The organism is Microbacterium sp. ZW3a (assembly GCF_057167165.1).
Map to the genome: position 1 here is coordinate 1 of NZ_CM169903.1, position 24,290 is coordinate 24,290.

23 protein-coding genes and 2 tRNA genes are annotated in these 24,290 nt (G+C 67.2%); 15 read left to right on the plus strand and 10 right to left on the minus strand.

What is annotated here, in order from left to right:
- The first annotated feature begins 123 nt into the window (after positions 1-123).
- The 10 genes from dnaA (at position 124) to ACU6WY_RS00050 (ending at position 10,698) form a co-directional block, all read left to right on the plus strand.
- Positions 124-1,434: a chromosomal replication initiator protein DnaA gene (gene dnaA / locus ACU6WY_RS00005; RefSeq protein ID WP_483821932.1), complete on the plus strand. Its 1,311-nt coding sequence runs from the start codon at positions 124-126 to the stop codon at positions 1,432-1,434.
- Positions 1,435-1,883: 449 nt separating this feature from the next.
- On the plus strand, positions 1,884-3,035 hold the full coding sequence (gene dnaN, locus ACU6WY_RS00010; RefSeq protein WP_483820446.1) for a DNA polymerase III subunit beta: 1,152 nt from the start codon (positions 1,884-1,886) through the stop codon (positions 3,033-3,035).
- 48 nt (positions 3,036-3,083) lie between these two features.
- Complete coding sequence (gene recF / locus ACU6WY_RS00015; RefSeq protein ID WP_483820447.1) at positions 3,084-4,235, plus strand: DNA replication/repair protein RecF; 1,152 nt, start codon at positions 3,084-3,086, stop codon at positions 4,233-4,235.
- On the plus strand, positions 4,228-4,716 hold the full coding sequence (locus ACU6WY_RS00020) for a DciA family protein (protein ID WP_483820448.1): 489 nt from the start codon (positions 4,228-4,230) through the stop codon (positions 4,714-4,716). The genes recF and ACU6WY_RS00020 overlap by 8 nt, the downstream gene beginning before the upstream one ends.
- A 119-nt stretch (positions 4,717-4,835) precedes the next feature.
- Positions 4,836-6,869 carry a DNA topoisomerase (ATP-hydrolyzing) subunit B gene (gene gyrB, locus ACU6WY_RS00025; protein WP_483820449.1) on the plus strand — a complete coding sequence of 678 codons (2,034 nt, stop codon included), beginning with the start codon at positions 4,836-4,838 and terminating at the stop codon, positions 6,867-6,869.
- A gap of 32 nt (positions 6,870-6,901) precedes the next feature.
- On the plus strand, positions 6,902-9,529 hold the full coding sequence (gyrA, locus tag ACU6WY_RS00030; protein WP_483820450.1) for a DNA gyrase subunit A: 2,628 nt from the start codon (positions 6,902-6,904) through the stop codon (positions 9,527-9,529).
- The gene (locus tag ACU6WY_RS00035; RefSeq protein ID WP_483820451.1) at positions 9,526-9,930 is read left to right on the plus strand and encodes a DUF3566 domain-containing protein; all 405 of its coding nucleotides are present in this window, start codon (positions 9,526-9,528) and stop codon (positions 9,928-9,930) included. The genes gyrA and ACU6WY_RS00035 overlap by 4 nt, the downstream gene beginning before the upstream one ends.
- A gap of 68 nt (positions 9,931-9,998) precedes the next feature.
- Positions 9,999-10,072, plus strand: a tRNA-Ile gene (locus ACU6WY_RS00040).
- 14 nt (positions 10,073-10,086) lie between these two features.
- Positions 10,087-10,159: transfer RNA gene (locus ACU6WY_RS00045), tRNA-Ala, on the plus strand.
- A gap of 80 nt (positions 10,160-10,239) precedes the next feature.
- Positions 10,240-10,698, plus strand: a complete 459-nt coding sequence (locus ACU6WY_RS00050) for an NUDIX hydrolase (protein ID WP_483820452.1) — start codon at positions 10,240-10,242, stop codon at positions 10,696-10,698.
- On the opposite strand, the gene ACU6WY_RS00055 is transcribed toward ACU6WY_RS00050, so the two are convergent.
- Both ACU6WY_RS00055 and ACU6WY_RS00060 read right to left on the minus strand, forming a co-directional pair.
- Entirely contained in the window at positions 10,679-11,152 is a 474-nt protein-coding gene (locus tag ACU6WY_RS00055) for an aminoacyl-tRNA deacylase (RefSeq protein WP_483820453.1), read from the minus strand. The two genes, ACU6WY_RS00050 and ACU6WY_RS00055, sit on opposite strands and share 20 nt — an antisense overlap.
- Complete coding sequence (locus ACU6WY_RS00060) at positions 11,149-11,721, minus strand: DNA helicase (protein ID WP_483820454.1); 573 nt, start codon at positions 11,719-11,721, stop codon at positions 11,149-11,151. Before ACU6WY_RS00060 ends, ACU6WY_RS00055 begins: the two co-directional genes overlap by 4 nt.
- Before the next feature lie 100 nt (positions 11,722-11,821).
- Here ACU6WY_RS00060 and ACU6WY_RS00065 point away from each other — a divergent pair, with 100 nt between their 5' ends.
- Positions 11,822-12,379, plus strand: a complete 558-nt coding sequence (locus ACU6WY_RS00065) for a peptidylprolyl isomerase (RefSeq protein WP_483820455.1) — start codon at positions 11,822-11,824, stop codon at positions 12,377-12,379.
- A gap of 18 nt (positions 12,380-12,397) precedes the next feature.
- The gene (locus ACU6WY_RS00070; RefSeq protein ID WP_483820456.1) at positions 12,398-13,327 is read left to right on the plus strand and encodes a rhomboid family intramembrane serine protease; all 930 of its coding nucleotides are present in this window, start codon (positions 12,398-12,400) and stop codon (positions 13,325-13,327) included.
- A 62-nt stretch (positions 13,328-13,389) separates the two neighbouring features.
- On the opposite strand, the gene ACU6WY_RS00075 is transcribed toward ACU6WY_RS00070, so the two are convergent.
- The gene (locus ACU6WY_RS00075; RefSeq protein ID WP_483820457.1) at positions 13,390-13,629 is read right to left on the minus strand and encodes a cell division protein CrgA; all 240 of its coding nucleotides are present in this window, start codon (positions 13,627-13,629) and stop codon (positions 13,390-13,392) included.
- A 52-nt stretch (positions 13,630-13,681) separates the two neighbouring features.
- Between ACU6WY_RS00075 and ACU6WY_RS00080 the strand changes: the two genes are divergently transcribed.
- The 3 genes from ACU6WY_RS00080 to ACU6WY_RS00090 are packed head-to-tail and all read left to right on the plus strand — an operon-like array spanning position 13,682 to position 15,248.
- The gene (locus ACU6WY_RS00080) at positions 13,682-14,455 is read left to right on the plus strand and encodes a class E sortase (RefSeq protein WP_483820458.1); all 774 of its coding nucleotides are present in this window, start codon (positions 13,682-13,684) and stop codon (positions 14,453-14,455) included.
- Positions 14,455-14,610, plus strand: a complete 156-nt coding sequence (locus ACU6WY_RS00085; RefSeq protein WP_483820459.1) for a hypothetical protein — start codon at positions 14,455-14,457, stop codon at positions 14,608-14,610. Before ACU6WY_RS00080 ends, ACU6WY_RS00085 begins: the two co-directional genes overlap by 1 nt.
- Positions 14,607-15,248: an anthranilate synthase component II gene (locus ACU6WY_RS00090; RefSeq protein ID WP_483820460.1), complete on the plus strand. Its 642-nt coding sequence runs from the start codon at positions 14,607-14,609 to the stop codon at positions 15,246-15,248. The genes ACU6WY_RS00085 and ACU6WY_RS00090 overlap by 4 nt, the downstream gene beginning before the upstream one ends.
- On the opposite strand, the gene pknB is transcribed toward ACU6WY_RS00090, so the two are convergent.
- From pknB to ACU6WY_RS00125, 7 genes are read right to left on the minus strand one after another with little or no spacing between them, the layout of a single operon-like run.
- A complete protein-coding gene (gene pknB, locus ACU6WY_RS00095) occupies positions 15,230-16,930 on the minus strand; it encodes a Stk1 family PASTA domain-containing Ser/Thr kinase (RefSeq protein ID WP_483820461.1) in 1,701 nt (566 codons plus the stop codon). The genes ACU6WY_RS00090 and pknB overlap by 19 nt on opposite strands.
- Positions 16,931-16,973: 43 nt before the next feature.
- Complete coding sequence (locus ACU6WY_RS00100) at positions 16,974-18,734, minus strand: serine/threonine-protein kinase (RefSeq protein ID WP_483820462.1); 1,761 nt, start codon at positions 18,732-18,734, stop codon at positions 16,974-16,976.
- A complete protein-coding gene (locus ACU6WY_RS00105; protein ID WP_483820463.1) occupies positions 18,731-20,185 on the minus strand; it encodes a peptidoglycan D,D-transpeptidase FtsI family protein in 1,455 nt (484 codons plus the stop codon). Before ACU6WY_RS00105 ends, ACU6WY_RS00100 begins: the two co-directional genes overlap by 4 nt.
- Positions 20,186-20,231: 46 nt before the next feature.
- Positions 20,232-21,632: an FtsW/RodA/SpoVE family cell cycle protein gene (locus ACU6WY_RS00110; protein ID WP_483820464.1), complete on the minus strand. Its 1,401-nt coding sequence runs from the start codon at positions 21,630-21,632 to the stop codon at positions 20,232-20,234.
- Positions 21,629-22,867, minus strand: a complete 1,239-nt coding sequence (locus tag ACU6WY_RS00115; protein ID WP_483820465.1) for a PP2C family protein-serine/threonine phosphatase — start codon at positions 22,865-22,867, stop codon at positions 21,629-21,631. The genes ACU6WY_RS00110 and ACU6WY_RS00115 overlap by 4 nt, the downstream gene beginning before the upstream one ends.
- A gap of 9 nt (positions 22,868-22,876) precedes the next feature.
- Positions 22,877-23,413: an FHA domain-containing protein FhaB/FipA gene (locus tag ACU6WY_RS00120; protein ID WP_483820466.1), complete on the minus strand. Its 537-nt coding sequence runs from the start codon at positions 23,411-23,413 to the stop codon at positions 22,877-22,879.
- Entirely contained in the window at positions 23,410-24,147 is a 738-nt protein-coding gene (locus ACU6WY_RS00125) for an FhaA domain-containing protein (RefSeq protein WP_483820467.1), read from the minus strand. Before ACU6WY_RS00125 ends, ACU6WY_RS00120 begins: the two co-directional genes overlap by 4 nt.
- Positions 24,148-24,290 lie beyond the last annotated feature (143 nt).

Here is a 24,290-nt window from a genome sequence, read left to right on the forward strand (position 1 = left end):
ATGTCATTGCACGAGGTTCCGGATGTCCCCGTCTGGTCCGCCGTGCTCGACCACCTCCTCACCGACGACCGCGTCACCCCGCAGCTGCACGGGTTCCTCAACCTCGCCGTGCCGCAGGGTGTCATGGGCGGGACGCTGTACCTCGATGTTCCGAACGATCTGACCGCCGCGCAGATGAACAAGCGCATGCGCGCGCCGATCCTCGAGGCGCTCACGCAGGTACAGGGCATCGACCCCGAAGTGAGCAACTTCCGCGTGGTCGTGAACCCCGACCTGATCGAATCGCACCGCACCACATCGTCGAACGACGAGCACCGCGCTCCCGAGACGGTCCCGGGGTCGAACGCGACCCACTCGGCGATGCCCGAACACGCGCCTGACCCGATCGTGCCGGCCTCCCGGAACGACACCCGATTGAACCCGAAGTACACCTTCGACAACTTCGTCATCGGACAGTCCAACCGCTTCGCCCACGCTGCCGCGGTCGCCGTGGCCGAAGCTCCCGCCAAGGCGTACAACCCGCTCTTCATCTACGGCGACTCGGGCCTCGGCAAGACACACCTCCTCCACGCGATCGGCGACTACGCCGCGAGCATGTACGCCGGCATCCGGGTCCGCTATGTCTCGAGCGAAGAGTTCACGAACGACTTCATCAACTCGATCGCGAACAACCGCGGGTCCGCCTTCCAGGCGCGCTACCGCGACGTCGACATCCTGCTGATCGACGACATCCAGTTCCTCCAGGGCCGAGCCGAGACCCAGGAAGCCTTCTTCCATACGTTCAACACGCTCCATGACCACGACAAGCAGGTCGTGATCACGAGCGACTTGCCGCCGAAGCAGCTCACCGGGTTCGAAGACCGTATGCGCAGTCGCTTCGAGTGGGGTCTCATCACCGACGTGCAGGCGCCAGACCTCGAAACCCGCATCGCGATCCTTCGCAAGAAGGCGCAGAGCGAGCGACTGCTCATCCCCGACGACGTGCTCGAGTACATCGCCACGGTCGTCTCCTCGAACATCCGCGAACTCGAGGGCGCGCTCATCCGTGTGTCGGCGTTCGCCAGCCTCAACCGCTCGACCCTCGACATGTCGCTGGCGCAGACCGTCTTGCGCGACATCATCGACCAGGACGACGCCAACGTGGTCTCGCCGACCGACATCATCACCGCCACCGCGCAGTACTTCAAGCTCTCCGTCGACGACCTCTACGGCTCGAGCCGCTCCCAGGCCGTGGCAACGGCGCGGCAGATCGCGATGTACCTCTGTCGCGAGCGCACGAGCCTCTCGTTGCCCAAGATCGGCCAGCTCTTCGGCAACCGCGATCACACGACGGTCATGTACGCCTACAAGAAGATCAGCGACCTCATGAAGGAGCGCCGCTCCATCTACAACCAGGTCTCCGAGATCACCACGCAGTTGGGGCGCATGCGCTGAGCGCCCGCCTGAGCCGAGGGGTTCGTCCACATCCGTGGGCGAACCCCTCGGTCGTTTTCTACCGCCGACGCGCCGTAGACGGGCATCCACATGACCTTTCTCGAGGGGTTCTACACATGTGGAAAACCTGTGGATAACTCCGATTCGCTGCGGATGACTTGTGAACGACACGCGTCACCCTGTGGAGGAACCGAAGGAGCACCGACCCACGCGACCTGTTAACTGCCCAGGCTCTCCGCACCGCCTCCACAGATCACACGCGTGTAGTTCCCTTCTGTTAACACGCATCGCGAGAGTTATCCACAGTTCCCACAGCGGTTAACAAGATGAAGACTTCTTCTCGAGTTAACAGAGATTCGATGACCTTGGGATGCGGGCGAGCGCTCGACGTGTCGCGATGCATGCGGGGGCTAGCATGGGTAAGCCATACCGCCGTCAAGGGAGCGCCCGTGAAGTTTCACGTCAACCGCGATGTCTTCAGCGAAGCCGTTTCGTTCGTGGTCAAGCTCCTGCCACAGCGCAATCCGCAGCCGATCCTCGCCGGTGTGCTCATCGAGGCGGGCGAGCAGGGTCTGACCCTCGCGGCCTTCGACTACGAAGCCTCCGCGCGCACGACGATCGAAGCCACGGTCGACGAGCCCGGCACGATCCTCGTCCACGGCCGTCTGCTCTCCGACATCGCCAGCCGGCTTCCCAACGCCCCCATCCAGATCGTGGTCGACGACGACGGCGGCATCCTCCTCACGTGCGGATCGGCGCGCTTCACCCTCGCCTCCATGCCGGTGCAGGAGTACCCCGCGATTCCCGAGGTCACCGGAGAGTCCGGTCTGGTCCCCGCTGACGAGTTCGCCACAGCCATCGCCCAGGTGGCTTTCGCCGCGTCGCGCGACGACGTCACCCCCGTTCTCACCGGTGTGCAGCTCGAGGTCACGGGCACGCGCCTCAGCCTCGTCGCCACCGACCGCTACCGCGTCGCCCTCCGCGAGATTCCCTGGGACGGTGGTGCCGCGGCATCCGACGAGCCCACTTCCGCGCTCGTGCCGGCGCGCACCCTGCAGGAAGTCGGAAAGACCTTCGCGCACGGCGGAGACATCTCGATCGCCTTCTCGGGCTCGGGCGACCGCGAGATCATCGCGTTCACCGCGGGGAACAAGACCGTCACCTCGCTCCTGATCAAGGGCAACTTCCCGCCCGTGCGTCGACTGTTCCCCGAGCAGACCGAGCACCACTCCGTGGTCAACACCGCCGAACTCGCCGAGGCGGTGCGACGTGTCGCCCTGGTGCTCGACCGTTCCGCGCCGCTGCGCTTCACGTTCGGTGCCGACGGGGTGTCGATGGATGCCTCGGGTACCGAGCAGGCGCGCGCGACCGAATCGGTGGATGCCACCCTCCTCGGCGACGACGTCACGCTCGGCCTGAACCCGCAGTACCTGCTCGAATCGCTCGGCGCGGTTCGCAGCGAGTTCACGCGCATCACCTTCACCTCGAGCGACAACGCCAATAAGCTCAGCCCGGTGCTCATCACGCCGCAGACCTCGGTCGACAAGGGCGGCGAGGGGTCGTTCAAGTACCTGCTGCAGCCCAATCTGCTTCTGCGCTGAGATGCTCGCCGACCTGCCGGTGTCGGAGCCGGCGGGTAGTCTGACCCGGTGATCGTGGAGCAGCTCGAACTGACGGACTTCCGCAATTACGCGGGCGCCGATGTCGCGCTGTCCGCCGGCGCCAATCTCTTCGTCGGTCGGAACGGGCAGGGCAAGACCAATCTGGTCGAAGCCGTCGCCTATCTCGCGACGCTCGGCTCGCACCGCGTGTCCAGCGATGCGCCGATGGTGCGCGACGGGGCGGATGCCGCGATCGTTCGTGCCCGTCTCGCTCACGGTGACCGCAGCGTGTTGCTCGAGCTCCAGCTGAACCGGCAAGGCTCGAACAAGGCCCGTGTCAACGGAGTCAACGTGCGCACCGCCGAGCTGCCGCGCTACGCGCAGGTGGTGTTGTTCGCCCCCGAAGACCTGCAGATCGTCCGGGGTGACCCGTCGTCGCGCCGACGCTTTGCCGACCAGCTCATCGTGCAGCGGTCGCCGCGCATGTCGGGCGTGCTTGCCGACTACGACCGGGTGCTGCGTCAGCGCACCGCGTTGCTCAAATCCGCTCGCGCCCGCGGGGTGCGTGGCGACGCCCTCGGCACCCTCGACGTGTGGGACGACAAGCTCGTCGCCCTCGGCACCGAAGTGATCGAGGCGCGGCTGGCGCTGGCATCCGATCTGTCGACTCCCGTCTCCGAGGCGTACACCGCGATCGCGGGCGCCGACCACGATCCGCGCTTGAGCTGGGCGCTGTCGGTCGGCGGCGGCGATCCCGAAGAGGGCGACGAGCGCGCGGCGACGGGCGCGAGTGGGCCGCTGGCCGAGCAGTTCCGCGCCGCGCTCGCGGCGCGGCGACCCGCCGAACTCGAGCGCGGGCTCACTCTCGTGGGTCCCCACCGCGACGATCTCGTGCTCGAGGTGCGCGGATTGCCGGTCAAGGGGTACGCCTCGCACGGGGAGTCCTGGTCGGTGGCTCTGGCCCTGCGGCTGGCATCCGCTCAGCTGCTGCGTGCCGAGTCGCGGCTGGGCGATCCGGTGCTCATTCTCGACGACGTGTTCGCCGAGCTCGATGCCGGGCGCCGCACCCGTCTGGCCGAACTCGTCGCCGGATACGAGCAGGTCATCGTCACCTCGGCGGTCGAAGAAGACGTGCCCGACGGCCTGCGCGCGCACGTCGTTCGTGTCGAGGCCGGTCGTATCGAGGGCTCCGATGGCTGACGACGCCGATCTCCCCGAGACCATGGCCACCTACCTGCGCCTGCGCGGGCTGGAGCCCTCGCCGTACCGTAAGAAGAAGCGTCGGCGTCGCGCTGACGACGGCGAGAACGCCCCCTTCACCCCCGGTCGCGACCCACGCGGACTCGGCGACGTTCTCTCGGCACTGACGCAGTCCGCCGGGTGGGAGCCGCAGCTCGCGCGCGAAGATCTCGTGCGTACGTGGCACGACGTGGCCGGCGCCGATACGGCTGCGCACACGCGTCCGGTGGCCCTGGATGCCGGCATGCTGACCGTGCAAGCCGACTCCACCGCGTGGGCCAAGCAGCTTCAGCTCATGCGCGCGCACATCCTCTCGGAGATCGTCCGACGGTTCCCCGAGGCGGGGGTCGAGAGCATTCGCTTCATCGGGCCGGACGTCCCCTCTTGGAAATGGGGGACGAGAGCCGTTCCAGGCCGCGGCCCGCGCGATACCTACGGCTAGGGCATGGTCGGTGTTGGATTGAGGCGATTTCTCCCCTCCTAGGGGCGTACACACCGATTTACGAAGCCTCGCGCGATAAGATGGAGGTTCCGACGAATCGATCTGGAGCTCGCGAAGTCATGACGTCCGAAAACCCCGACAGCGTTCCCGAGGATCCCGAAAAGACCAGCACGAAGGTTCGCAACGAGTACGGGGCCGACGCCATCCAGGTGCTCGAGGGTCTCGAGGCCGTCCGTAAGCGCCCGGGTATGTACATCGGTTCGACCGGTGAGCGGGGTCTGCACCACCTCGTGCAAGAGATCGTCGACAACTCCGTCGACGAGGCCCTCGCCGGGTATTGCGACACCATCGACGTCACGATCCTCTCCGACGGTGCTGTCCGCGTGATCGACAACGGTCGTGGCATCCCCGTCGACATGCACCGCACCGAGGGCAAGTCGACCGTCGAGGTCGTGCTCACCGTGCTGCACGCCGGAGGAAAGTTCGGTGGCGGCGGGTACGCCGTATCGGGCGGTCTGCACGGCGTCGGGTCTTCGGTGGTCAACGCGCTCTCCACGCGCCTCGAGGTGGAGGTCAGGCGTCAAGGCCACGTGTGGCGCCAGTCCTTCCGCGACGGCGGTGTCCCTCTCGCTCCGCTCGCGCAGGGCGAAGCGAGCGACGAAACCGGAACGACGATCACGTTCTGGCCGGATGCCACGATCTTCGACACCGTCGACTTCGACTACGACACGCTGCGGACACGCTTCCAGCAGATGGCGTTCCTCAACAAGGGACTGCGCCTCACTCTCCGTGACGAGCGCCCGCAGTCGGTCGTGACCGAGGGAGAGCCCGGCGAAGAGGTCACCCAGGGCCGGCACGACAGCTTCCTCTACGAGCGCGGTCTCGTCGACTACGTCGAGCACCTCAACCGCGTCCGCAAAGCCGACGTCGTCAATGACGAGATCATCGAGGTCGAGTCAGAAGACAACGACCGCAAGATCGCGCTCGAGCTGGCGATGCAGTGGACGACCGCATACACCGAGAACGTCTTCACGTACGCGAACACGATCAACACGCACGAGGGTGGCACCCACGAAGAGGGGTTCCGCGCGGCACTGACGACGCTCGTCAATCGCTACGCGCGCGCGAACAACCTCCTCAAAGAGAAAGACGACAACCTCACCGGTGACGACATCCGTGAGGGTCTCACGGCCGTCATCTCGGTGAAGCTGTCCGAGCCGCAGTTCGAGGGTCAGACCAAGACCAAGCTCGGCAACACCGAGGCCCGCGCGTTCGTGCAGAAGGTCGTCGGCGACAAGCTCGGCGACTGGTTCGACCGCAACCCCGGCCAGGCGAAGAACATCATCCGCAAGGCCATCGATGCCGCCACGGCCCGCCTCGCCGCTCGTAAAGCTCGCGAAACCGCGCGCCGCAAGAGCGTGTTCGAGTCGGCAGCCATGCCCGACAAGCTCAAGGACTGCACCTCGAAAGACCCCTCGATCAGCGAGATCTTCCTCGTCGAGGGTGACTCGGCCGGCGGGTCGGCGGTGCAGGGGCGCGACCCGCACACGCAGGCGATTCTCGCTCTGCGCGGCAAGATCCTCAACGTCGAGCGCGCGCGGCTGGACCGCGCCCTCGGCAACAAGGAAGTCCAGGCGATGATCCAGGCCTTCGGTACGGGCATCGGCGAGGACTTCGACATGGCCAAGGCTCGGTACCACAAGATCGTGCTGATGGCGGATGCCGATGTCGACGGCCAGCACATCACCACACTGCTGCTGACCCTGCTGTTCCGCTATATGCGCGGTCTCATCGAGTCCGGCTACGTCTACCTCGCACAGCCGCCGCTGTATCGCCTGAAGTGGTCCAACCACCCGCACGAGTACGCCTTCAGCGACCGTGAGCGCGACGCGATGCTGGTCGAGGGGCAGGCCGCCGGTCGCCGTATTCCCAAAGACAACGGCATCCAGCGTTATAAGGGTCTCGGTGAGATGAACGACCACGAGCTCTGGGAGACCACGATGGACCCCCAGACGCGCACGCTCAAGCAGGTGACGATCGACGACGCCGCCGCGGCCGACGAGATCTTCTCGGTGCTCATGGGAGAAGACGTCGAGTCGCGACGCAGCTTCATCCAGCGCAACGCCAAAGACGTCCGCTTCCTCGACATCTGATCTCGTCGACTCCGATACGAAACTGAGAATCCATGGCTGACGACACCACCCCTGAGCCCGAAGACGCCCGCGACGAGTCCGCTCACAACCACGGCCGGATCGACCAGGTCGATCTTCAGCTCGAGATGCAGCGGAGCTACCTCGACTATGCGATGAGCGTGATCGTCGGGCGTGCTCTGCCCGACGTGCGCGACGGCCTGAAACCCGTGCACCGCCGCGTGATCTACGGCATGTACGACGGCGGTTTCCGCCCCGACAAGTCGTTCTCGAAGTGCGCCCGTGTCGTGGGCGAGGTCATGGGGCACTACCACCCGCACGGTGACGCTCCGATCTACGATGCGCTCGTGCGCCTGGTGCAGCCGTGGTCGCTGCGCTACCCGCTCGCGCTCGGCCAGGGAAACTTCGGCTCGCCCGGTAACCAGGGCGCGGCCGCCCCGCGGTACACCGAGACGAAGATGGCTCCCCTCGCGCTCGAGATGGTGCGCGACATCGAGGAAGAGACCGTCGACTTCGAGGACAACTACGACGGGCAGACGCAGGAGCCCACGGTCCTGCCGTCGCGCTTCCCGAACCTCCTCGTCAACGGGTCGGTCGGCATCGCGGTCGGTATGGCGACCAACATTCCCCCGCACAACCTCCGTGAGGTCTCGGCGGGTGCGCTGTGGGCCCTCGAGCACCCCGAGGCCACTCGCGAAGAGCTGCTCGACGCGCTCATGGCGCGCATTCCCGGCCCCGACTTCCCCACTGCCGCGCAGATTCTCGGCACCCGGGGCATCAAAGAGGCGTACCGCACCGGTCGCGGGTCGATCACGATGCGCGCGGTCGTCAACATCGAAGAGATCCAGGGCCGCACGTGCCTGGTCATCACCGAGCTGCCGTACCAGGTCAACCCCGACAACGTTGCGGTGAAGATCGGCGACCTCGCGCGCGAGGGCAAGATCACCGGAATCGCCGATATCCGCGACGAGACCTCGGGCCGTACCGGCCAGCGACTGGTCATCGTGCTCAAGCGCGACGCGGTCGCCAAGGTCGTGCTGAACAACCTGTACAAGCACACCCAGCTGCAAGACAATTTCGGCGCCAACATGCTGGCGATCGTCGACGGCGTGCCGCGCACCCTGTCGCTCGACGGCTTCATCAGCCTGTGGATCGACCACCAGGTCGAGGTCATCGTCCGTCGCACGCGCTATCGCCTGCGCAAGGCCGAAGAGCGCATGCACATCCTGCGCGGCTACCTGAAGGCGCTCGACGCGCTCGACGAGGTCATCGCGCTCATCCGCCGTTCGCCGACGGCTCAGGATGCCAATGAGGGCCTGCAGACGCTCCTCGACATCGACGACATCCAGGCGCAGGCCATCCTCGACATGCAGCTGCGTCGACTGGCTGCCCTCGAGCGCCAGAAGATCGTCGACGAGGCGCTGGAGCTCGAGGCGCGCATCGCCGACTACAACGACATCCTCGCCACCCCCGCCCGCCAGCGGACGATCATCCGCGACGAGCTCACCGCGATCGTCGACCGCTTCGGCGACGACCGTCGTACCGAGATCCTGCACGGTTACGACGGCGACGTGTCGGTCGAAGATCTCATCGCCGAGGAAGAGATGGTCGTCACGGTCACCCGCGACGGCTACATCAAGCGCACGCGCAGCGACAACTACCGCTCGCAGCATCGCGGTGGCAAGGGCGTGAAGGGCGCGCAACTGCGTGCCGACGACGTGGTCGAGCACTTCTTCGTCACCACGACCCACCACTGGCTGCTGTTCTTCACGAACAAGGGTCGGGTCTACCGCTCGAAGGCGTACGAGGTGCCCGAGGCGGGCCGGGATGCCAAGGGCCAGCACGTCGCGAACCTCCTGGCGCTCCAGCCCGACGAAGAGATCGCCCAGATTCTCGATATCCGTGATTACACCGTCGCGACCTACCTCGTGTTGGCCACTCGTGCGGGACTGGTCAAGAAGACGCGCCTCACCGAATACGACACCAACCGTCAGGGCGGGGTGATCGCGATCAAGCTCCGCGGTCAGGCGTCCGACGACGGCGACGAGACCGAGCAGGGCGCCTCCGACGAGCTGGTCAGCGCGCTCCTGGTCGACCAGGGCGATGACATCCTCCTCATCAGCCGACTGGGGATGTCGCTGCGCTTCTCCGCCACCGACAGTGCCCTGCGTCCGATGGGCCGGTCGACCTCGGGTGTGAAGGGCATGGACTTCCGTGCCGGCGACAGTCTGCTCTCGGCATCCGTCGCCCGAGACGACGAGTTCGTCTTCGTCGTCACCGAGGGAGGCTACGCCAAGCGCACGGCCGTCACCGAATACCGCATGCAGAACCGCGGTGGCCTGGGCATCAAGGTGGCTCGTCTGACCGACGATCGCGGTGTTCTCGCGGGTGGAATGATGGTCTCCGAGGGTGACGAGGTCCTTGTGGTTCTTGCCAGCGGCAAGGTGGTACGCTCCTCCGTGGCCGAGGTGCCTGCCAAGGGACGCGACACGATGGGTGTCGTGTTCGCTCGCGCCGGAGGCGATGACAGGATCATCGCGATCGCGAGAAACAGCGAGCGGAACCTCGCCGAGACGACGGAGACGACCACCGATCCCGCTGCATCCCTCGCAGCCGAGAACGCCTCCTCTTCCGAGACCCCTGAGGAAAGTACGGACGCATGAGCACGGTAGCCGACAAGCTCGCCAAGAAGTCGACGCAGAAGTCCCCGGCCAAGCAGGTGCGCCTGCGCTTGGTCTACATCGACTTCTGGTCGGCCGTGAAGCTTTCGTTCCTGGCGGCCGTGGCCATCGCCGTGGTCACCGTTGTGTCGTACTTCCTGGTCTACCTGGTCGTCAGTGCCACCGGGCTCATCGGCAAGGCCGACGAGTTCTTCGCGAGCTTCACCGACGGCAGCGCCACGCTCTCGCAGTATGTGGCCCTGCCCCAGGTGATGGCGTTCGCGGCGATCGTGGCGATCCTGAACCTCGTCGTGGTGACGGTGATGGGCGCCGTGGTGGCCGGCATCTACAACCTCGCGGTCAAGGTCACGGGTGGTCTGCTCGTGGGCTTCACCTCCAACTGACGCCGATTCGGAAAAACCTCGAGATTCAGGTAAAGTCTTCGAGGTTGACGACGTTACGTCAGCGAGACGGGGCTATAGCTCAGGCGGTTAGAGCGCTTCACTGATAATGAAGAGGTCCCAGGTTCAAGTCCTGGTAGCCCCACCCCGTTCCCCTTCGGGGCCTTAGCTCAGCTGGTAGAGCGCCTGCTTTGCAAGCAGGATGTCAGGAGTTCGAATCTCCTAGGCTCCACATCACGAAAGAGTCGGCTCCGGCCGGCTCTTTTCTTTTCCGTTCCGATGCCGGCGACGCTCGCTACTAGGGTGATCGCCATGGATATGCGAGTCGCCGCTTACGCCGTCATCACCGACGGCGACGCTCGCGTCTTGCTCGCGCACTGGGTCGAGGGCCGTCGAGCGGCGTGGACGCTCCCCGGTGGCGGTCTCGAGCCGGGGGAAGATCCGGAACGTGCAGCGCGCCGCGAGGTGCGGGAAGAGACGGGGTACCGCGTCGTGATCGACGAGCTGCTCGGCATCCATTCCCGCGTGATTCCGGCGGAGGCCCGCCTGGCGGCGGATGCCCCGCAACCGCTGCACGCGCTGCGCATCGTCTATCGCGCACACGTCGTGGGCGGACGACTGCGCAACGAGGCCGACGGATCGACCGACCGAGCCGAGTGGTTCACCCTCTCGGCGGCGCGTCGGTTGCGCCGCGTGCAGCTCGTCGACATCGCCTTCTCGATGGCGGGCCTGACGCGGCCGCGATCCGGTGTCAGTCGCGCGTCGACGTGATGTCGGCGACCGTCGCGTCGTAGGCGCGGATCAGATCGTCGGCGTCGACGAAGAGGCTGTAGCCGTGCGCCCCGGCGCCCATGGCGATCCGGCGTCCCACGATGCTCTCGTCGGCGTACACGGGCCAGTCGGTCGTGCTCCCGAGGGGGACGATCGTGCCGCGCTCATACCCGGTGGCGGCGAGGGCCAGCTCGGGCTCGGGCAGACGGAGCTTGTTCACGCCCACGACAGCCCGAAGCTTGGGCCACGAGATCACCCGGTCGCCGGGGACGAGGGCGAACAGAAAGGTGTCATCGGATCGCTTGACCACGAGCGTTTTCACGATGGCCTCGGGTGGGATGCCGAGAAGCTCGGCGGCTTCGTCGAGCGAGGCCGCGGCGGGCCGCTCGCGCACATCGACAGAGAGGCCGCGCTCACGCGCGGCCTCTCTGACTCTGATGGTGGGATCGCTCACGCGTCGGGAGCGCGGAGCGGGTCGTCGGCCACCCACAGCTCGTCGTCGGCGCGCAGCGTCTGCCAGGCGGCGTACGCGACTCCGGCCGCGGCGACGACACCGAGGATGATGGCGATGACGCCACCGGCGCCCATGCCGTTGTTCTGCTGGGGCAGCTTCGCCGAGAGCTTCTTGGTGGCCTTCTTGCCGTACTTCTCGGCACGCTTGGCGTACTTGTGAGTGTCGAGCTCGAAGCCGCGGCCCTTGGCCAGGCGGTCGCGGGTGTCGCCCGCGGCGTCCCACACCGACATGGCCCCGCCCACGACGGCACCGGCCGCCGGGATGACCTTGCCGCTCAGGAAGCGGTTGGCGTAGGTGACACTCTTGTCGACGTACGGCGCGGCGTACTTGTCGTAGCCGTCGTGCACGGCGGGAACGAGGTCTTCACGGCTGAAGCGACCGAGCTGGCGACCCGCTTCGCGAGCCACCTCTCCGCTCTCGCTCAGCAGAACCTGCTGCGACTCCCACACCTTGGCGGCGTGCTTCTGGAGCTTTCGCAGTTCCTTCTTGCTCTTGCGGCTGAGGCCCACGGCTTCATCCTCCCTGTCGATGGGATGTACGCCCCTCATCTTGCCAGAAGGGCGCTCCCGGACCGCCGACCCTTGCAGATAACTCTGAGAGAATGTACCCATGGCTTCCCACTCCGCCGTTGCGACCCTGCACACCAACCACGGCGACATCGTCGTCAACCTGTTCGGCGACCACGCGCCCCGAACCGTCCGCAACTTCGTCGGCCTCGCCGACGGCTCCCAGGAATGGACCAACCCGGCCACCGGCGCCAAGGGTGAGGGTCCGCTCTACTCGAACATCGTGTTCCACCGCATCATCCCCGGCTTCATGATCCAGGGCGGAGACCCGCTCGGTCAGGGCATCGGCGGTCCCGGGTACACGTTCAACGACGAGATCCACCCCGAACTCGACTTCTCGCAGCCGTACAAGCTCGCGATGGCGAACGCCGGTCTTCGTCGCAACGCGATCACCGGACAGCCCGAGGGCACGAACGGTTCGCAGTTCTTCATCACCACCGACCCCACCCCGTGGCTTCAGGGCAAGCACACGATCTTCGGCGAGGTTGCCGACGACGACTCCAAGAAGGTCGTCGACGCGATCAGCAAGGTGCCCACCGCCGCAGGCGACAAGCCGATCGAGCCGGTCGTGCTCGAGTCGGTCGACGTCGTCTCCGTCTGACTATCCGGACGGCGGCGGGTGTCCACGACCGAAGAGTTCCGTCGCAATAGCGACAACTTCTGCTACCGGCATCCCGATCGGCAGAGCTTCGTGCTCTGCCAGCGGTGTTTGCGTACGGTGTGCTCGGAGTGCCGGACCCCCGCCGCCGTCGGCGTCATCTGCCCGGAGTGCATGGCGCAGCAGCGCGCGTCCGTGACGCCCGCGCAAAAGAAGGCGCAGCGCCGGTGGCGCGCGTCCCGTCCGGCGGCGGTCGTCGCCGAGGGACGCCCGCGCGCGACGCTGGCGATCATCGCCATCACCGGCCTCGCGTACATCATCGGACTCATCCCCGGAGTCGGTGGCATCCTGACCAATGCGCTGGCGTTCTATCCGCCCTACCTGGTTCCCCAGTTCGGGGCCATCGAGCCGTGGCGCCTGTTCACCGCGGCGCTCGTGCACTCGGGCTTTTTCCACGTCGGGTTGAACATGCTCGCGCTGTGGTTCATCGGGCGGAACCTCGAGCCGCTGCTCGGGCGCTGGCGCTTCGTTCTGCTCTACGTGCTGGGCGCGCTCGGCGGCTCGGTGGCCGTCGCGCTCCTGGCTCCGACGACCGTCGTCGTCGGAGCGTCCGGCGCGATCTTCGCTCTCTTCGGCGCTCTGCTGGTCATCGGGCGGCACATCGGCGCCGACATCCGCGTCATCGCGATCCTGATCGGCATCAACTTCGTCTGGCCGTTCGTCGTCGCGTTCATCTCGTCGCTGGGCACGGGCGACTTCGTCGGCGCGCTGAACAACGTCGGTGTCTCGTGGCAGGCACACCTCGGCGGACTCGTCGTCGGTGCCGCCATCGGCCTGATTTACTCGCGCACGCGTGCTCTCCGCCAGCGATCGGTGCAGATCGCGCTCCTCGTCACCCTCACGGTGGTGCTATTTGGGCTTCTGGCGATCCCGCCGCTGGTCTACTACTGACAGTTATCCACAGGCTCATCCACAGGTGGGGATGAATTACACAGGTGTAAGTCGAGTGGGTGTCAGCGCCAGCGCGTGGTCATCAGGAAGCCGACGAAGGCGATCCCGAAGCCGATGACCAGGTTCCACGCCCCGATACCGGGGATGGGGAACTGCGAGCTGCTGAGGTAAAAGACGAGGACCCACACCAACCCGATGACCATGAGGCCGATCATGATCGGCAGGAACCACACCGGATTCGGCGTGGTTACACCCTCATTGCGCTCAGCGATCGGGTCTTCGCCGTTGCCAGTACGTGCCATGCGGCCCAGTCTATAAGGCGGTCCTGTCGACGCACGGAACTAGAATCGCCTGGTGTCCACCGTCGAGGAACCCTCCACGCGCCGTGCCGCCCGTCGTCGTGCGACACCCCGGCGCCGGGTGTCTGTTCTCGGCGTGCTCGGCGACCTGTTGCTGACCGCCGGTGTCCTCGTGCTCCTCTTCGTCGCGTGGCAACTCTGGATCGGCGACGCGATCATCGGAGCGCAGTTCAAGAGCGAGGCCGACTCCCTCACCCAGGAATGGGCGGAAGCGCCGGTGACCCCCGAGCCCGGCCGGGATTCGTCGGACCCGGCCTCGATCGAACCGCCCGCGCTCCCGCAGCCCGGAAACGGCGAGGTCTTCGGAGTTCTGCGTATCCCCCGTCTCGGGCCCGACTACCAGTTCAAGGTCGCGGGCGGAGTGAGTGCTTCGGTGACGCTGGATCCCATCGGCATCGGTCACTACCCCGACACGGCGATGCCAGGGGAGGCCGGCAACTTCGCGATCGCCGGACACCGCGGCAGCCACGGGGCCCCGTTCGCGGATCTCCCCTCGCTGCGGATCGGCGACGCCGTCGTCGTCGAGACCCCGGACGGCTGGTACACGTACCGGTTCCGCAACCTCGAGTACGTCCAGCCCGACGGCGTGGGGGTACTCCTCCCGGTTCCGCAGGTCACCGAAGTGCAGGCGACCGACAAGATCATCACCATGACGACGTGCAGCCCGCGCTACGGCTTCTCTGAGCGGGCCATTGCCTACGGCATGTTCGAATCGTTCACCCCGCGGGCGGACGGTCCGCCCGCGTCGCTGACCACGGGAGCTGCCTGATGTACGGTGCCCTCTGGCGTGTGCTCCCCGGCCCCTGGTGGGTGCGTCTGCTGATCGTTCTGGTTCTCGCCGCCGCCGTCCTCTATGGACTGTTCTTCTTCGTCTTCCCGTGGGTGAGCGACATGGTTTATCCCCAAGAGGTCACGGTCGAGTGAGCTTCCGCGTTGTCGTCGTCGACAACCGCGACAGCTTCGTCCACACCCTCGCGGGGTATGTCAGTGACCTCGGCGCTGCCGTGACCCTGCGGTCCGCCGACGCCGCACCGGCTGCCGACCTCGTCGAGGGCGCGGACGCCGTCCTGGTCTCGCCCGGGCCGGGCCACCCGACCGACGCCGGCGCATCGATCGTGGTCGTGCGTGAGGCGCAGGCGCGTGGTATCCCGTTGCTCGGGGTCTGTCTCGGTCACCAGGCCCTCGCGGTGGCCTTCGGGGCCCGTGTCTCGCGTGCACCCGAGCTCCTGCACGGGATCACCAGTCGTATCCACCACGACGGGCGTGGCGTGTTCGCGGGGTTGCCCGACGGTTTCACGGCGACGCGGTACCACTCGCTCGCGGTTGATCCCGCGACGATCCCCGACGATCTGGTCGTGACCGCGCGCAGCGAGTCCGGGGTCATCATGGGGCTGGCACATCGCACGGCACCGCTCGTCGGCGTGCAGTTCCATCCCGAGAGTGTGCTCACCGAGGGAGGTCACACTCTGCTGGGCACCTGGCTGGAGGATGCCGGCCTCCCCGGTGCTGCGGCCGCGGGAGGCCGCTTGCACCCCCGCCGGACTCAGGAGCCCGAGCAGTAGGTCAGCGTGATCTCACTGTGGATGGGGACTTCGCCCGGGGCGAGCGACTGCGCCTGCACCTGAGGAGTGCCGGTCGCGGGGCACGCCGAATCTTCCTGGGTGCGCACCGTCAGTTGCAGTGCTTCGGACTCGAGTTCGCGCTGGGCGATGTCGACGGGGTAGCCCGTGTAGTCGACGAGTTCGACCGTTCCGCTGGCGACGACGAGGTTCACGGTCGTGCCCTTGGCGACCTCGGTCCCGGATGCCACGCTCGCCGACATCACGACTCCCGCAGCGAGTGCGGGGTCAGGCTTGCGTTGCACCAGACCGAGCGAGAGACCCTCTCTCTCGAGCGCGCCTCGCGCCTCGCTCTCGCTGATGCCCTCGAGCGTGGGGACCGTGGCCGTGTTGGCACCGGTCGAGACGAACACGGTGACCTCTTGTCCCGCGGCAACAGATGTGTCGGCGCCGGGCGTCGTGCGCACGACGTGGCCCTCGGCGATCGTCTCGCTGGACTCTTCGACGCGTTTGGCGAAGAGGTCCTCGTTCTCGAGTGCCTCGACCGCATTGTCGTACGGCATGTCGATGACGTCGGGAATCGTTCGGCCGGCGGTGGGGACGTCGTTGGACGGCTGGATCTGCACGACCCAGAAGAGCACCGAGACCAGGAGGACGGCCAGGATCGCCACGCCCGCCCAGATCCACGCCACGGGCGGACCGGGCTGCGTGCGGCGCATGGTCGTGTCGGTGCTGAGCTGGCGCAGCGACCGGGCGGTCTCGGCCGCCTGCCGGGGATTGGGGCCGTAGAGCTCGTTCGACAGCGCCGACATCTGGCGCTTCGTGGGCTCTTTGCCCTCGACGGTGGCGTCGAGGTCTTCGCGGAAGCCGGCCGCGTCCTGCGGGCGCTGGAACGGATCCTTCGCGAGGGCGCGGAGCACGACCGCGTCGAGTGCGCGCGGCACCGCCTCGTTGAACTCGCTCGGCGGAAGGGGCGCCTCGCTGACGTGCTGATACGCAACCGCGACCGGGGTGTCGCCCCGGAACGGGGGGCGGCCGGTGAGCAGCTCGTAGAGCACCACACCTGTGGAGTAGAGGTCGGCACGCGCATCGACGGACTCGCCCTTGGCCTGCTCGGGCGAGAAGTAGGCCGCGGTCCCCACGATCGCGGTCGTCTCGGCGACCGTCGAAGACGAGTCCGACACCGCGCGTGCGATACCGAAGTCCATCACCTTGACGCGACCGGCTTCGGTGATCATGACGTTGCCGGGCTTGATGTCGCGGTGCACGACCCCCGCACGGTGCGAGTACTCGAGGGCTTCCAGGATGCCGTCGATGTAGCGGAGCGCATCGTCGATGGGCACGGGGCCTGAGGCGATGATGTCTTTCAGGAGCTTTCCGTGCACCAACTCCATGACGATGTACGGAACGGGGCGTTCGTGCCCGTCGACACCGACCTCGATGTCTTCGCCCGCGTCGAACACCCGGACGATCGTGGGGTGCGCCATCCGGGAAGCCGCCTGCGCCTCGAGCCGGAACCGGGTGCGGAACGCCGCGTCGCCGGCCAGCTCGGCCTTCAGGATCTTGATCGCGACCGTGCGCCCGAGAGTCTGGTCGTAGCCGCGGTAGACGCTGGCCATACCGCCGCGACCGATGAGGTCGTCGACACGGTAGCGTCCCGAGAGGACGCGCGTCTCAGTGGTCACGGTAAAAACTCCTGGCGTGGATCGGTGGTGCGGTCAAAAGGGCTCAGCCGTTGCCGTTGCCGCTCCCGTTTCCGGTTGGTTCGGGGGTGGGGGTGTTCCCGCCGCTGATCGAGGCCGAGGCCTCGCCCGAGGGACCCGCCGTGCGGTCGGTACCCGAGCAGCTCACCGTGTACGTCACACGGAGGGTCTGACCCGGCGAGTTGCTGACCTGCAGCTGCCCGTTCCGGGCATCGGGGGCGAAGGATGCCGTGGACTGGCCGCTCTCGGCGAAGGTGCCATTGGTCGCGGTGAGGTTGTACGACGCGACGTTGCCCGTCCCGGAGGGGCAGGTGTACTGCTGCCACGACACCTGGATGTTGCTCCCGGCGGTCACCGACGACCCGGGGAGGGTCGGCGTACTGGGCGTGGGGAGGGGCGTCTCTTCGCCGAACACGCGCAGCACGATGATCGTGCCGGCGGGGACGCGTCCGGTCGGGTTCACGGTGTCGACGAGCCCGACCTGGTCGGGGCTCGTCGCCGCATTGCCCGTCTCGCACTGGGCCCCGAGGTCGTTCGCCGCGAGGATGTCACTGGCGGCCGCGCACGTCTTGCCGGCCAGACCGAGCGAGTTCACGTCGATCAGCTGGGAAGTGGGCGTCGGCGTCGGCGTGGGCGGCGCGCTCGGAGTCGACGGAGTCGACGGAGTGGCGCTCGTGGGCGCGGGCTCGGGCTGACCCTGGTTGCTGAGCATCGCGAAGAGCGTGCCGCCCAGCACGAGCACCAGCAGCGCGATGAGCGCGACCAGCGGCCACGTCCAGGGACTGCGCTTCTTCTTCTGGGGCTGGACGTCTTCCTCGGTGTGCTCCTCGGTGAGCAGGGACGCTCCCGACGCGGGCATGAGGCGTGTGGTGGCGGACGTCTGGCCCGCCGTCAGCAGCTGCGTGGCCTCGTCGGCCACGGCGACGCCCGCGGCGATCGCGGGGACGGCGGCGGCTGCGGCGGTGAGGTCACCGCGACGCAGGGCGGTGGCGGCGCGAGACACGGCGGCCGCGGAGGCCGGGCGATCCTCGGTCTTCTTGGCGATCATCGCCATGACGAGGTTCTGTACCGGGACGGCGACCGTCGGCGGGAGCGGCGCGGGCTGCTCGTTGATCTGCGCCATCGCGATCGCGACCTGAGACTCGCCCGTGAACGGACGCTTGCCCGCGAGGGACTCGTACGCGACGATGCCGAGCGAGTAGATGTCGGTGGCGGGGGAGGCCGGGTGCCCCGACGCCTGCTCGGGCGACAGGTACTGCACGGTTCCCATGACCTGACCGGTCGCGGTCAGCGGTACCTGGTCGGCGATGCGCGCGATGCCGAAGTCGGTGATCTTCACGCGGCCGTCGGGCGTGATGAGCAGGTTGCCCGGCTTGATGTCGCGGTGCACGAGGCCGGCCGCGTGTGCAGCCTGGAGCGCCGCGGCGGTCTGAGCGACGATGTCGAGGGTCTTGTCGGTCGACAGTGAGCCCTCGCGCTCGAGGATCGTCGACAGGGCCTCGCCCGGAACGAGTTCCATCACCAGGAAGGCGCTGCCGTCTTCCTCGCCGTAATCGAACACGCTCGCGATGCCCTCATGGTTGACGAGCGCGGCGTGCCGGGCCTCAGCGCGGAAGCGCTCGAGGAACCCGGGGTCACCCATGTACTCGTCTTTGAGGATCTTGATCGCGACCGTTCGTCCGATGACGTGGTCGGTCGCTTCCCAGACCTCACCCATGCCGCCGATCGCGATTCGCGAATCAAGCTCGTAGCGTCCTCCGAAGGTCACTCCCTGCGTCGGTCTCATTTGCTCAGCACCGCCTCCATGACCTTCTTCGCTATCGGGGCGGCGATCTCGTTGCCGCTCCCGTTCTGACCCTGGCCTCCGCCGTTTTCGACTACCACAGCGACGGCGACCTTCGGGTCGTCCGCCGGGGCGAAACCGGTGAACCAGAGAGTGTAGGGACGGGAATCGTTCTCTGCGGTGCCGGTCTTACCCGCCACCTGAACCCCGTCTATTCTTGCATTCGACGCCGCGCCCTCCTGGACGTTCGCCGTCATCATCGTGACCATCTGGGCGGCGAGATTCGCCTCCAGTGCGCGGCCGAACTCACTGTTCGAGCCCTCGTCCTTGACGGAGAGGTCGGGCGTAATCACCCGGTCGACCATGCGTGGGTTCATCACGACTCCGTCGTTGGCGATTCCCGCCGACACCATGGCCATCTGCAGCGGAGTCGCGCGCACCTGGCCCTGCCCGAAGCCGCTGAGGGCGGTCTGCGGGGCGTCGAGGGTCGCGGGGTACGTCGACGGGGTCGAGGTCAGCGGCATCGAGAACGACGTGTTGAAGCCGTACTTCTCGGCTTCGGCGCGGATCGCTTCGTCGCCCAGCTCGACGGCGAGCTCGGCGAAGGGGATGTTGCAGCTGAGCCGCAGCGCGGTCGCGATCGTGACGGTGTCGCCGCCGCCGCACGTACCGCTCCCGGCGTTGCTGACCACGCTCGACGACTGCGGCAGGGTGTACGACGACAGGTTCGGGAACGACGAGTCGGGGGTGTACCGACCGGATGCCAGCGCCGCCGAGGCCACCACCAGCTTGAACGTCGACCCGGGCGGGTTGAGGTCGCCTTCGATGGCGCGGTTGATCAGCGGCTGGGCGGGGTCGGCGGCCAATTGCTCGTAGGTCGCGTTGACGGCATCGGGGTCGTGCGACGCCAGCCCGTTCGTGTCGAAGCTGGGCTTGGACACCATGGCCAGGATGCGGCCCGTGGAGGGCTCGATGGCCACGACCGCGCCCTGCTGGTTGCCGAGCGCATCCCAGGCCGCCCGCTGCACGTCGGCGTCGAGCGACAGCTCGACGTTCGATCCACGCGGCACCTGGCCGGTGATCGCGCGGTCGAACCGCGAGAAGAACTGGTTGTCGTCGGCGCCGCTGAGGACGCTGTTCTCCGACGCCTCGATCCGGGTCTTCGCGTCGAGCACCGGGTTCATGTACCCGGTCACGGGCGCCCAGAGGTCGGCATCCAGGTATTCGCGCTGCCAGCTGTACACGTCGTCGGAGGGGACGGACGAGGCGATCGCGGTACCGCTGGCGATGATCGAGCCACGCTGCACCTGGTACGAGTCGTACAGGGCACGGCGGTTGCCGGGGGTATTGGCGAGGTTCTCGGCCTGGGCGACCTGGATGACGCTGGTCGAGACGAACAGGGCGAGGAACATCGCCAACATGACGACGCTGAGGCGTCGGAGTTCTTTGGTCACGGTGCCTCCTCCGGTGCGGGGGTGTGAATCGGCGTAGGCGTGGTCATCAGCCGATCACCACCCGGGGACGGCTGCGCACGGCATCCGAAATGCGCAGGAGGAACGCCACGATGATCCAGTTGGCCACGAGCGAGGATCCGCCCGCGGCGAGGAAGGGGGTCGTGAGACCCGTGAGCGGGATCACGCGCGTGACGCCGCCGACCATGATGAACACCTGCAGCGCGATGGTGAACGAGAAGCCGGTGGCGAGCAGCTTGCCGAAGTCGTCTTGACCGGCGAGCCCGATGCGAATGCCACGGCTGGCGAACACCATGTAGAGGGAGAGGATCGCGAACACTCCCACGAGGCCGAGCTCTTCACCGAGGCTCGGCAGGATGTAGTCGCTCTGCGACAGCGGGGTGATGTACGGACGACCCTGGCCCAGCCCCGTGCCGAAGAGGCCGCCGTGCGCGAGGCCGAAAATGCCCTGCGTGAGCTGGTAGCTGCCCCCGTCGCGGTCGATGACCTCGGGGTTGAAGGCATCCAGCCAGTTGGCGAACCGGCCGTAGACGTAGGGGAGAACACGGGATGCCAGGAACGCCCCGGTCGCGGCGAGCACGACGCCGATGAGGACCCAGCTGGTCTTGCCGGTGGCGACGTAGAGCATGGCCACGAACATGCCGAAGATGAGCAGGCCCGTGCCGAGGTCGCGCTGCAGCACGATGATGCCGAGCGAGACGGCCCAGATGATCAGGAGCGGGCCGAGTTCGCGCGCGCGCGGCCAGGTCATGAACAGGAAGCGCGTGCCCGTGGAGGTGAGACTCTCGCGGGTGCGCACGAGGTAGCCGGCGAAGAAGATCGCCAGCGCGATCTTTGCGAGCTCCCCCGGCTGGAACGACACGAAGCCGAGCGACACCCAGACGTCGGCGTTCTGCTCGGTGCCCAGACCCGGCACGAACGGAAGCAGCAGCAGCAGGATGCCGATGAGGCCCGACAGGTAGGTGTAGCGGAACAGCACGCGGTAGTTGCGCACGAAGACCACCACGAGCAGTGCCGCGACGAGAGCGATCGCCGCCCAGGCGATCTGCCGGATCGAGGTGGCATCCCACCCCTCCAGACCCACCGCCAGGTCGATGCGGTAGATCATCGCGATACCGAGCCCCGTCAGGACGGTGGCGATCGGCAGCACGAACGGGTCGGCGTCGCGCGCGGTGAGACGCAGCACCACGTGCAGCACCAGGGCGAGGACGGCGGGCACGGCCGCGAGGATCAGGTAACCCGACTCGATGGTGCCGCTCACCCCGAGCTGCACGAGCGTGAGGGCGGAACCGTAGACCACGATCGCGAAGACGAGGAGGCCGAGTTCGCGATTGCGCTGGGTGGCGGGGACCCGGATCTTCTTCAGGGCCCGCATGACGGCCGTGTCGGTGGACACGGCGTCGGATCGGGTGAGCTTCTGGTCGGTCATCCGGTGACCTCCGGGGCGGGACGCAGGCGATCCACGATGAGTTCGGCATCGCTGAGCGAGCGGGCCGTGATGGTGGCTTCGACGGTCTGGCGGTCGAAGTCCGACAGGTCGGCGAGCACGATGTTGGTGTCTTCGTATTCCGACGACAGGGAAATGGGTCCGATGGACTGCGGGATGCCGCGGTAGATCACGACCGAGTTGTCGTCGGCGCCGACGTAGTACCGCGTCTGCGTCCAGTTGTACCCCGCGAACAGGCTGAGGCCGATGCCCGCGAGCACGAGGATCAGCGCGGCGAGCCAGCCGAGACGGCGGCGACGGGCACGTCGGCGGTCTTCTTCGATGAGCTCCTCGAGGAACTCGGCGGCGGGTTCGAAGTGGGTCGGCTCGTTGGCGGCCTGACGGGCCGTGTGCAGCCAAGTCGAGCGCCCCGGCCGGGCCGCGGGCACGACGATGCCGCTGGGGTTCGAGGCCGAACCGACGATCGTCGGGGTGCCGATGAAGACCGGGTGCTGCCCGCCGACGTCGACGATCACGACGGTGACGTTGTCGGGCGCACCCCCGTCGAGCGCCTGCTTCAGCAACGCATCGGCGGTGCGGGCGGGCGGCATCCCGAGCGCGAGTGCGCGGGTGGTGTGGGTGTCGTCGACGACCCCCGAGAGGCCGTCGGAGCACAGCAGCCAGCGGTCGCCGTCCTGCGTCGGCATGATGAACGTGTCGACCTCGGGGTCGGGGTCCATGTCGCCGAGCACGCGCATGAGCACCGACCGGCGCGGGTGGTAGCGCGCCTCCTCGGGGGTGATGCGCCCGGAGTCGACCAGGCGCTGCACGAAGGTGTGGTCGGTGGTGATCTGGGTGAGCGTGTCGTCGCGGTAGAGGTACACACGCGAGTCGCCGATGTGCCCGATCACGGCGTAATCGTCGACCATGATCACGGCGCTGACCGTGGTTCCCATGCCGGCCAGTTCGGGGCGGCGGGCGACGGTGTCGATGAGCTCGGTGGCGGTGTCGGCGAGAGCGTCGCGCAGAGCGTGCTCGGCCTCGTTCGGGTTCGAGAACGGGCGGTCGAGTTCGGTCAGCCGTGCGATCGCCAGGCTCGAGGCGACGTCACCTCCGGCGTGACCGCCCATGCCGTCGGCGACCACGAAAAGGTTGGACCCGGCGTAGCCGGAATCCTGATTGTTGGAGCGCACCTTGCCCGTGTGGGAGATGGCCGCGCTCGAGCCCTGGAAGACCATGGAGGAGGGTTACTTCCTCAACTCGAAGGTCGTCGCGCCCACCTTGATGGGGGCACCGACCTTCACTTGGACCGGCGAGGCGACCCGTGCGCCGTCATGCGACGTGCCGTTGGTGGAGTCGAGGTCTTGCAGCATCCACTGCTCGCCCCAGAGCACGAGGCGCGCGTGGTGGCTGGAGGTGTAGTCGTCGCGAATGACGAGGCCAGACTCGCTGGAGCGGCCGATCGTGAGCGGTTCGGTGCCGAGCGGCAGCTCGAGCCCGGCCTTGGGCCCGCTGGTGATCACGATGCGCGAGACCGTGGCCGTGGTTGCCAGGCCACCGGTCGGCGCCGGCGCGGGCGGTGCGGGGCGCTTCACCTGCGTCGTGACCGCATCAGGTGAGGCCGCCGGCGCGGGTCCGGACGGGGCGGATGCCGCGGGCTCGGGGAGCTTGCGCACCTTGACGCCGAAGAGGTCGGCGCGCAGCGAGTACACGACGCCGAAGACGAAGAACCACAGCAGGATCAGGAACCCGCTCTGCAGGAGAAGAAGAGTCAGCGGACTCATGACAGGGGTCCTCGCTCACGGACGTCGAAGAGGTGCGTCGCGTCGGACGGAGCCGCACGCCGCGGAGCCTGCGCCTGCGCGACCACACGGAACACGATCGTGGTGCGGCCGATCGAGATGGTCGAGTTCGGCGGGAGCGCCGCCTCCGAGACCTTCCGACCGTTGAGAGTGGTGCCGTTGGTGGAGCCGAGGTCGCGCACCATGGCGCGCTCGCCGTCCCACAGGATCTCGACGTGCTTCCGGCTGGTGCCGGCGTCGGCGAGGGTGATGTCGGCGTCGCTGCCCCGGCCGATGACCGTGCGTGCCGTGACCAGCGGATGCCGGGTGCCGTCGATATCGACGACCCCCTGCCACGACACCTGGCCTTCGCTCGTCTGCGAGTCCACGCGCAGTGTTCCCGTGGAGAGCGATTCATCGCGCTCGATCGAGATCGTCACGGGACCGGCGAAGGAGTACCCCTGCGTGCGCGCGTGCTTCTTGACCAGGGTGTCGAGCTCGGAGACGAGGGTCGACCCGAGGGCGCTCATCTTCTCGTCGTCGGCGGGAGAGAGGCGCACGGCGAACCGGTTGGGGGTGAGGATGCGGTCTCGCGTGACCACCACGGCCTTCTTGTCGAGCTCACTGCGCAGCGCCGAGGCGATCTCCACGGGCTGGATGCCACTGCGGAAGGTCTTCGCGAACGCACCGTTGACGGCGCGTTCGAGACCCTTCTCGAAACTGTCGAGTAGTCCCACGAGACTCCTTCAGGCAGGCAGACCAGTAGCCACATCGTAGTCAGGACGCCTGGACACCACATGGATGCGGTGTGGAACGCGCGTTTCGTGGGTGGCTCATGGGCGTGATATTCTCGGGAAGTTGAGTGCGTCCGCGGACGCCG

What these genes read in the sequence shown, in the direction of transcription:
- dnaA (WP_483821932.1), top strand. Translation starts at nt 124, where the DNA reads ATGGGCGGGACGCTGTACCTCGATGTTCCGAACGATCTGACCGCCGCG.
- ACU6WY_RS00020 (WP_483820448.1), top strand. Translation starts at nt 4,228, where the DNA reads ATGGCTGACGACGCCGATCTCCCCGAGACCATGGCCACCTACCTGCGC.
- gyrB (WP_483820449.1), top strand. Translation starts at nt 4,836, where the DNA reads ATGACGTCCGAAAACCCCGACAGCGTTCCCGAGGATCCCGAAAAGACC.
- gyrA (WP_483820450.1), top strand. Translation starts at nt 6,902, where the DNA reads ATGGCTGACGACACCACCCCTGAGCCCGAAGACGCCCGCGACGAGTCC.
- ACU6WY_RS00035 (WP_483820451.1), top strand. Translation starts at nt 9,526, where the DNA reads ATGAGCACGGTAGCCGACAAGCTCGCCAAGAAGTCGACGCAGAAGTCC.
- ACU6WY_RS00050 (WP_483820452.1), top strand. Translation starts at nt 10,240, where the DNA reads ATGGATATGCGAGTCGCCGCTTACGCCGTCATCACCGACGGCGACGCT.
- ACU6WY_RS00065 (WP_483820455.1), top strand. Translation starts at nt 11,822, where the DNA reads ATGGCTTCCCACTCCGCCGTTGCGACCCTGCACACCAACCACGGCGAC.
- ACU6WY_RS00075 (WP_483820457.1), bottom strand. Translation starts at nt 13,629, where the DNA reads ATGGCACGTACTGGCAACGGCGAAGACCCGATCGCTGAGCGCAATGAG.
- ACU6WY_RS00085 (WP_483820459.1), top strand. Translation starts at nt 14,455, where the DNA reads ATGTACGGTGCCCTCTGGCGTGTGCTCCCCGGCCCCTGGTGGGTGCGT.
- ACU6WY_RS00100 (WP_483820462.1), bottom strand. Translation starts at nt 18,734, where the DNA reads ATGAGACCGACGCAGGGAGTGACCTTCGGAGGACGCTACGAGCTTGAT.
- ACU6WY_RS00110 (WP_483820464.1), bottom strand. Translation starts at nt 21,632, where the DNA reads ATGACCGACCAGAAGCTCACCCGATCCGACGCCGTGTCCACCGACACG.
- ACU6WY_RS00115 (WP_483820465.1), bottom strand. Translation starts at nt 22,867, where the DNA reads ATGGTCTTCCAGGGCTCGAGCGCGGCCATCTCCCACACGGGCAAGGTG.
- ACU6WY_RS00120 (WP_483820466.1), bottom strand. Translation starts at nt 23,413, where the DNA reads ATGAGTCCGCTGACTCTTCTTCTCCTGCAGAGCGGGTTCCTGATCCTG.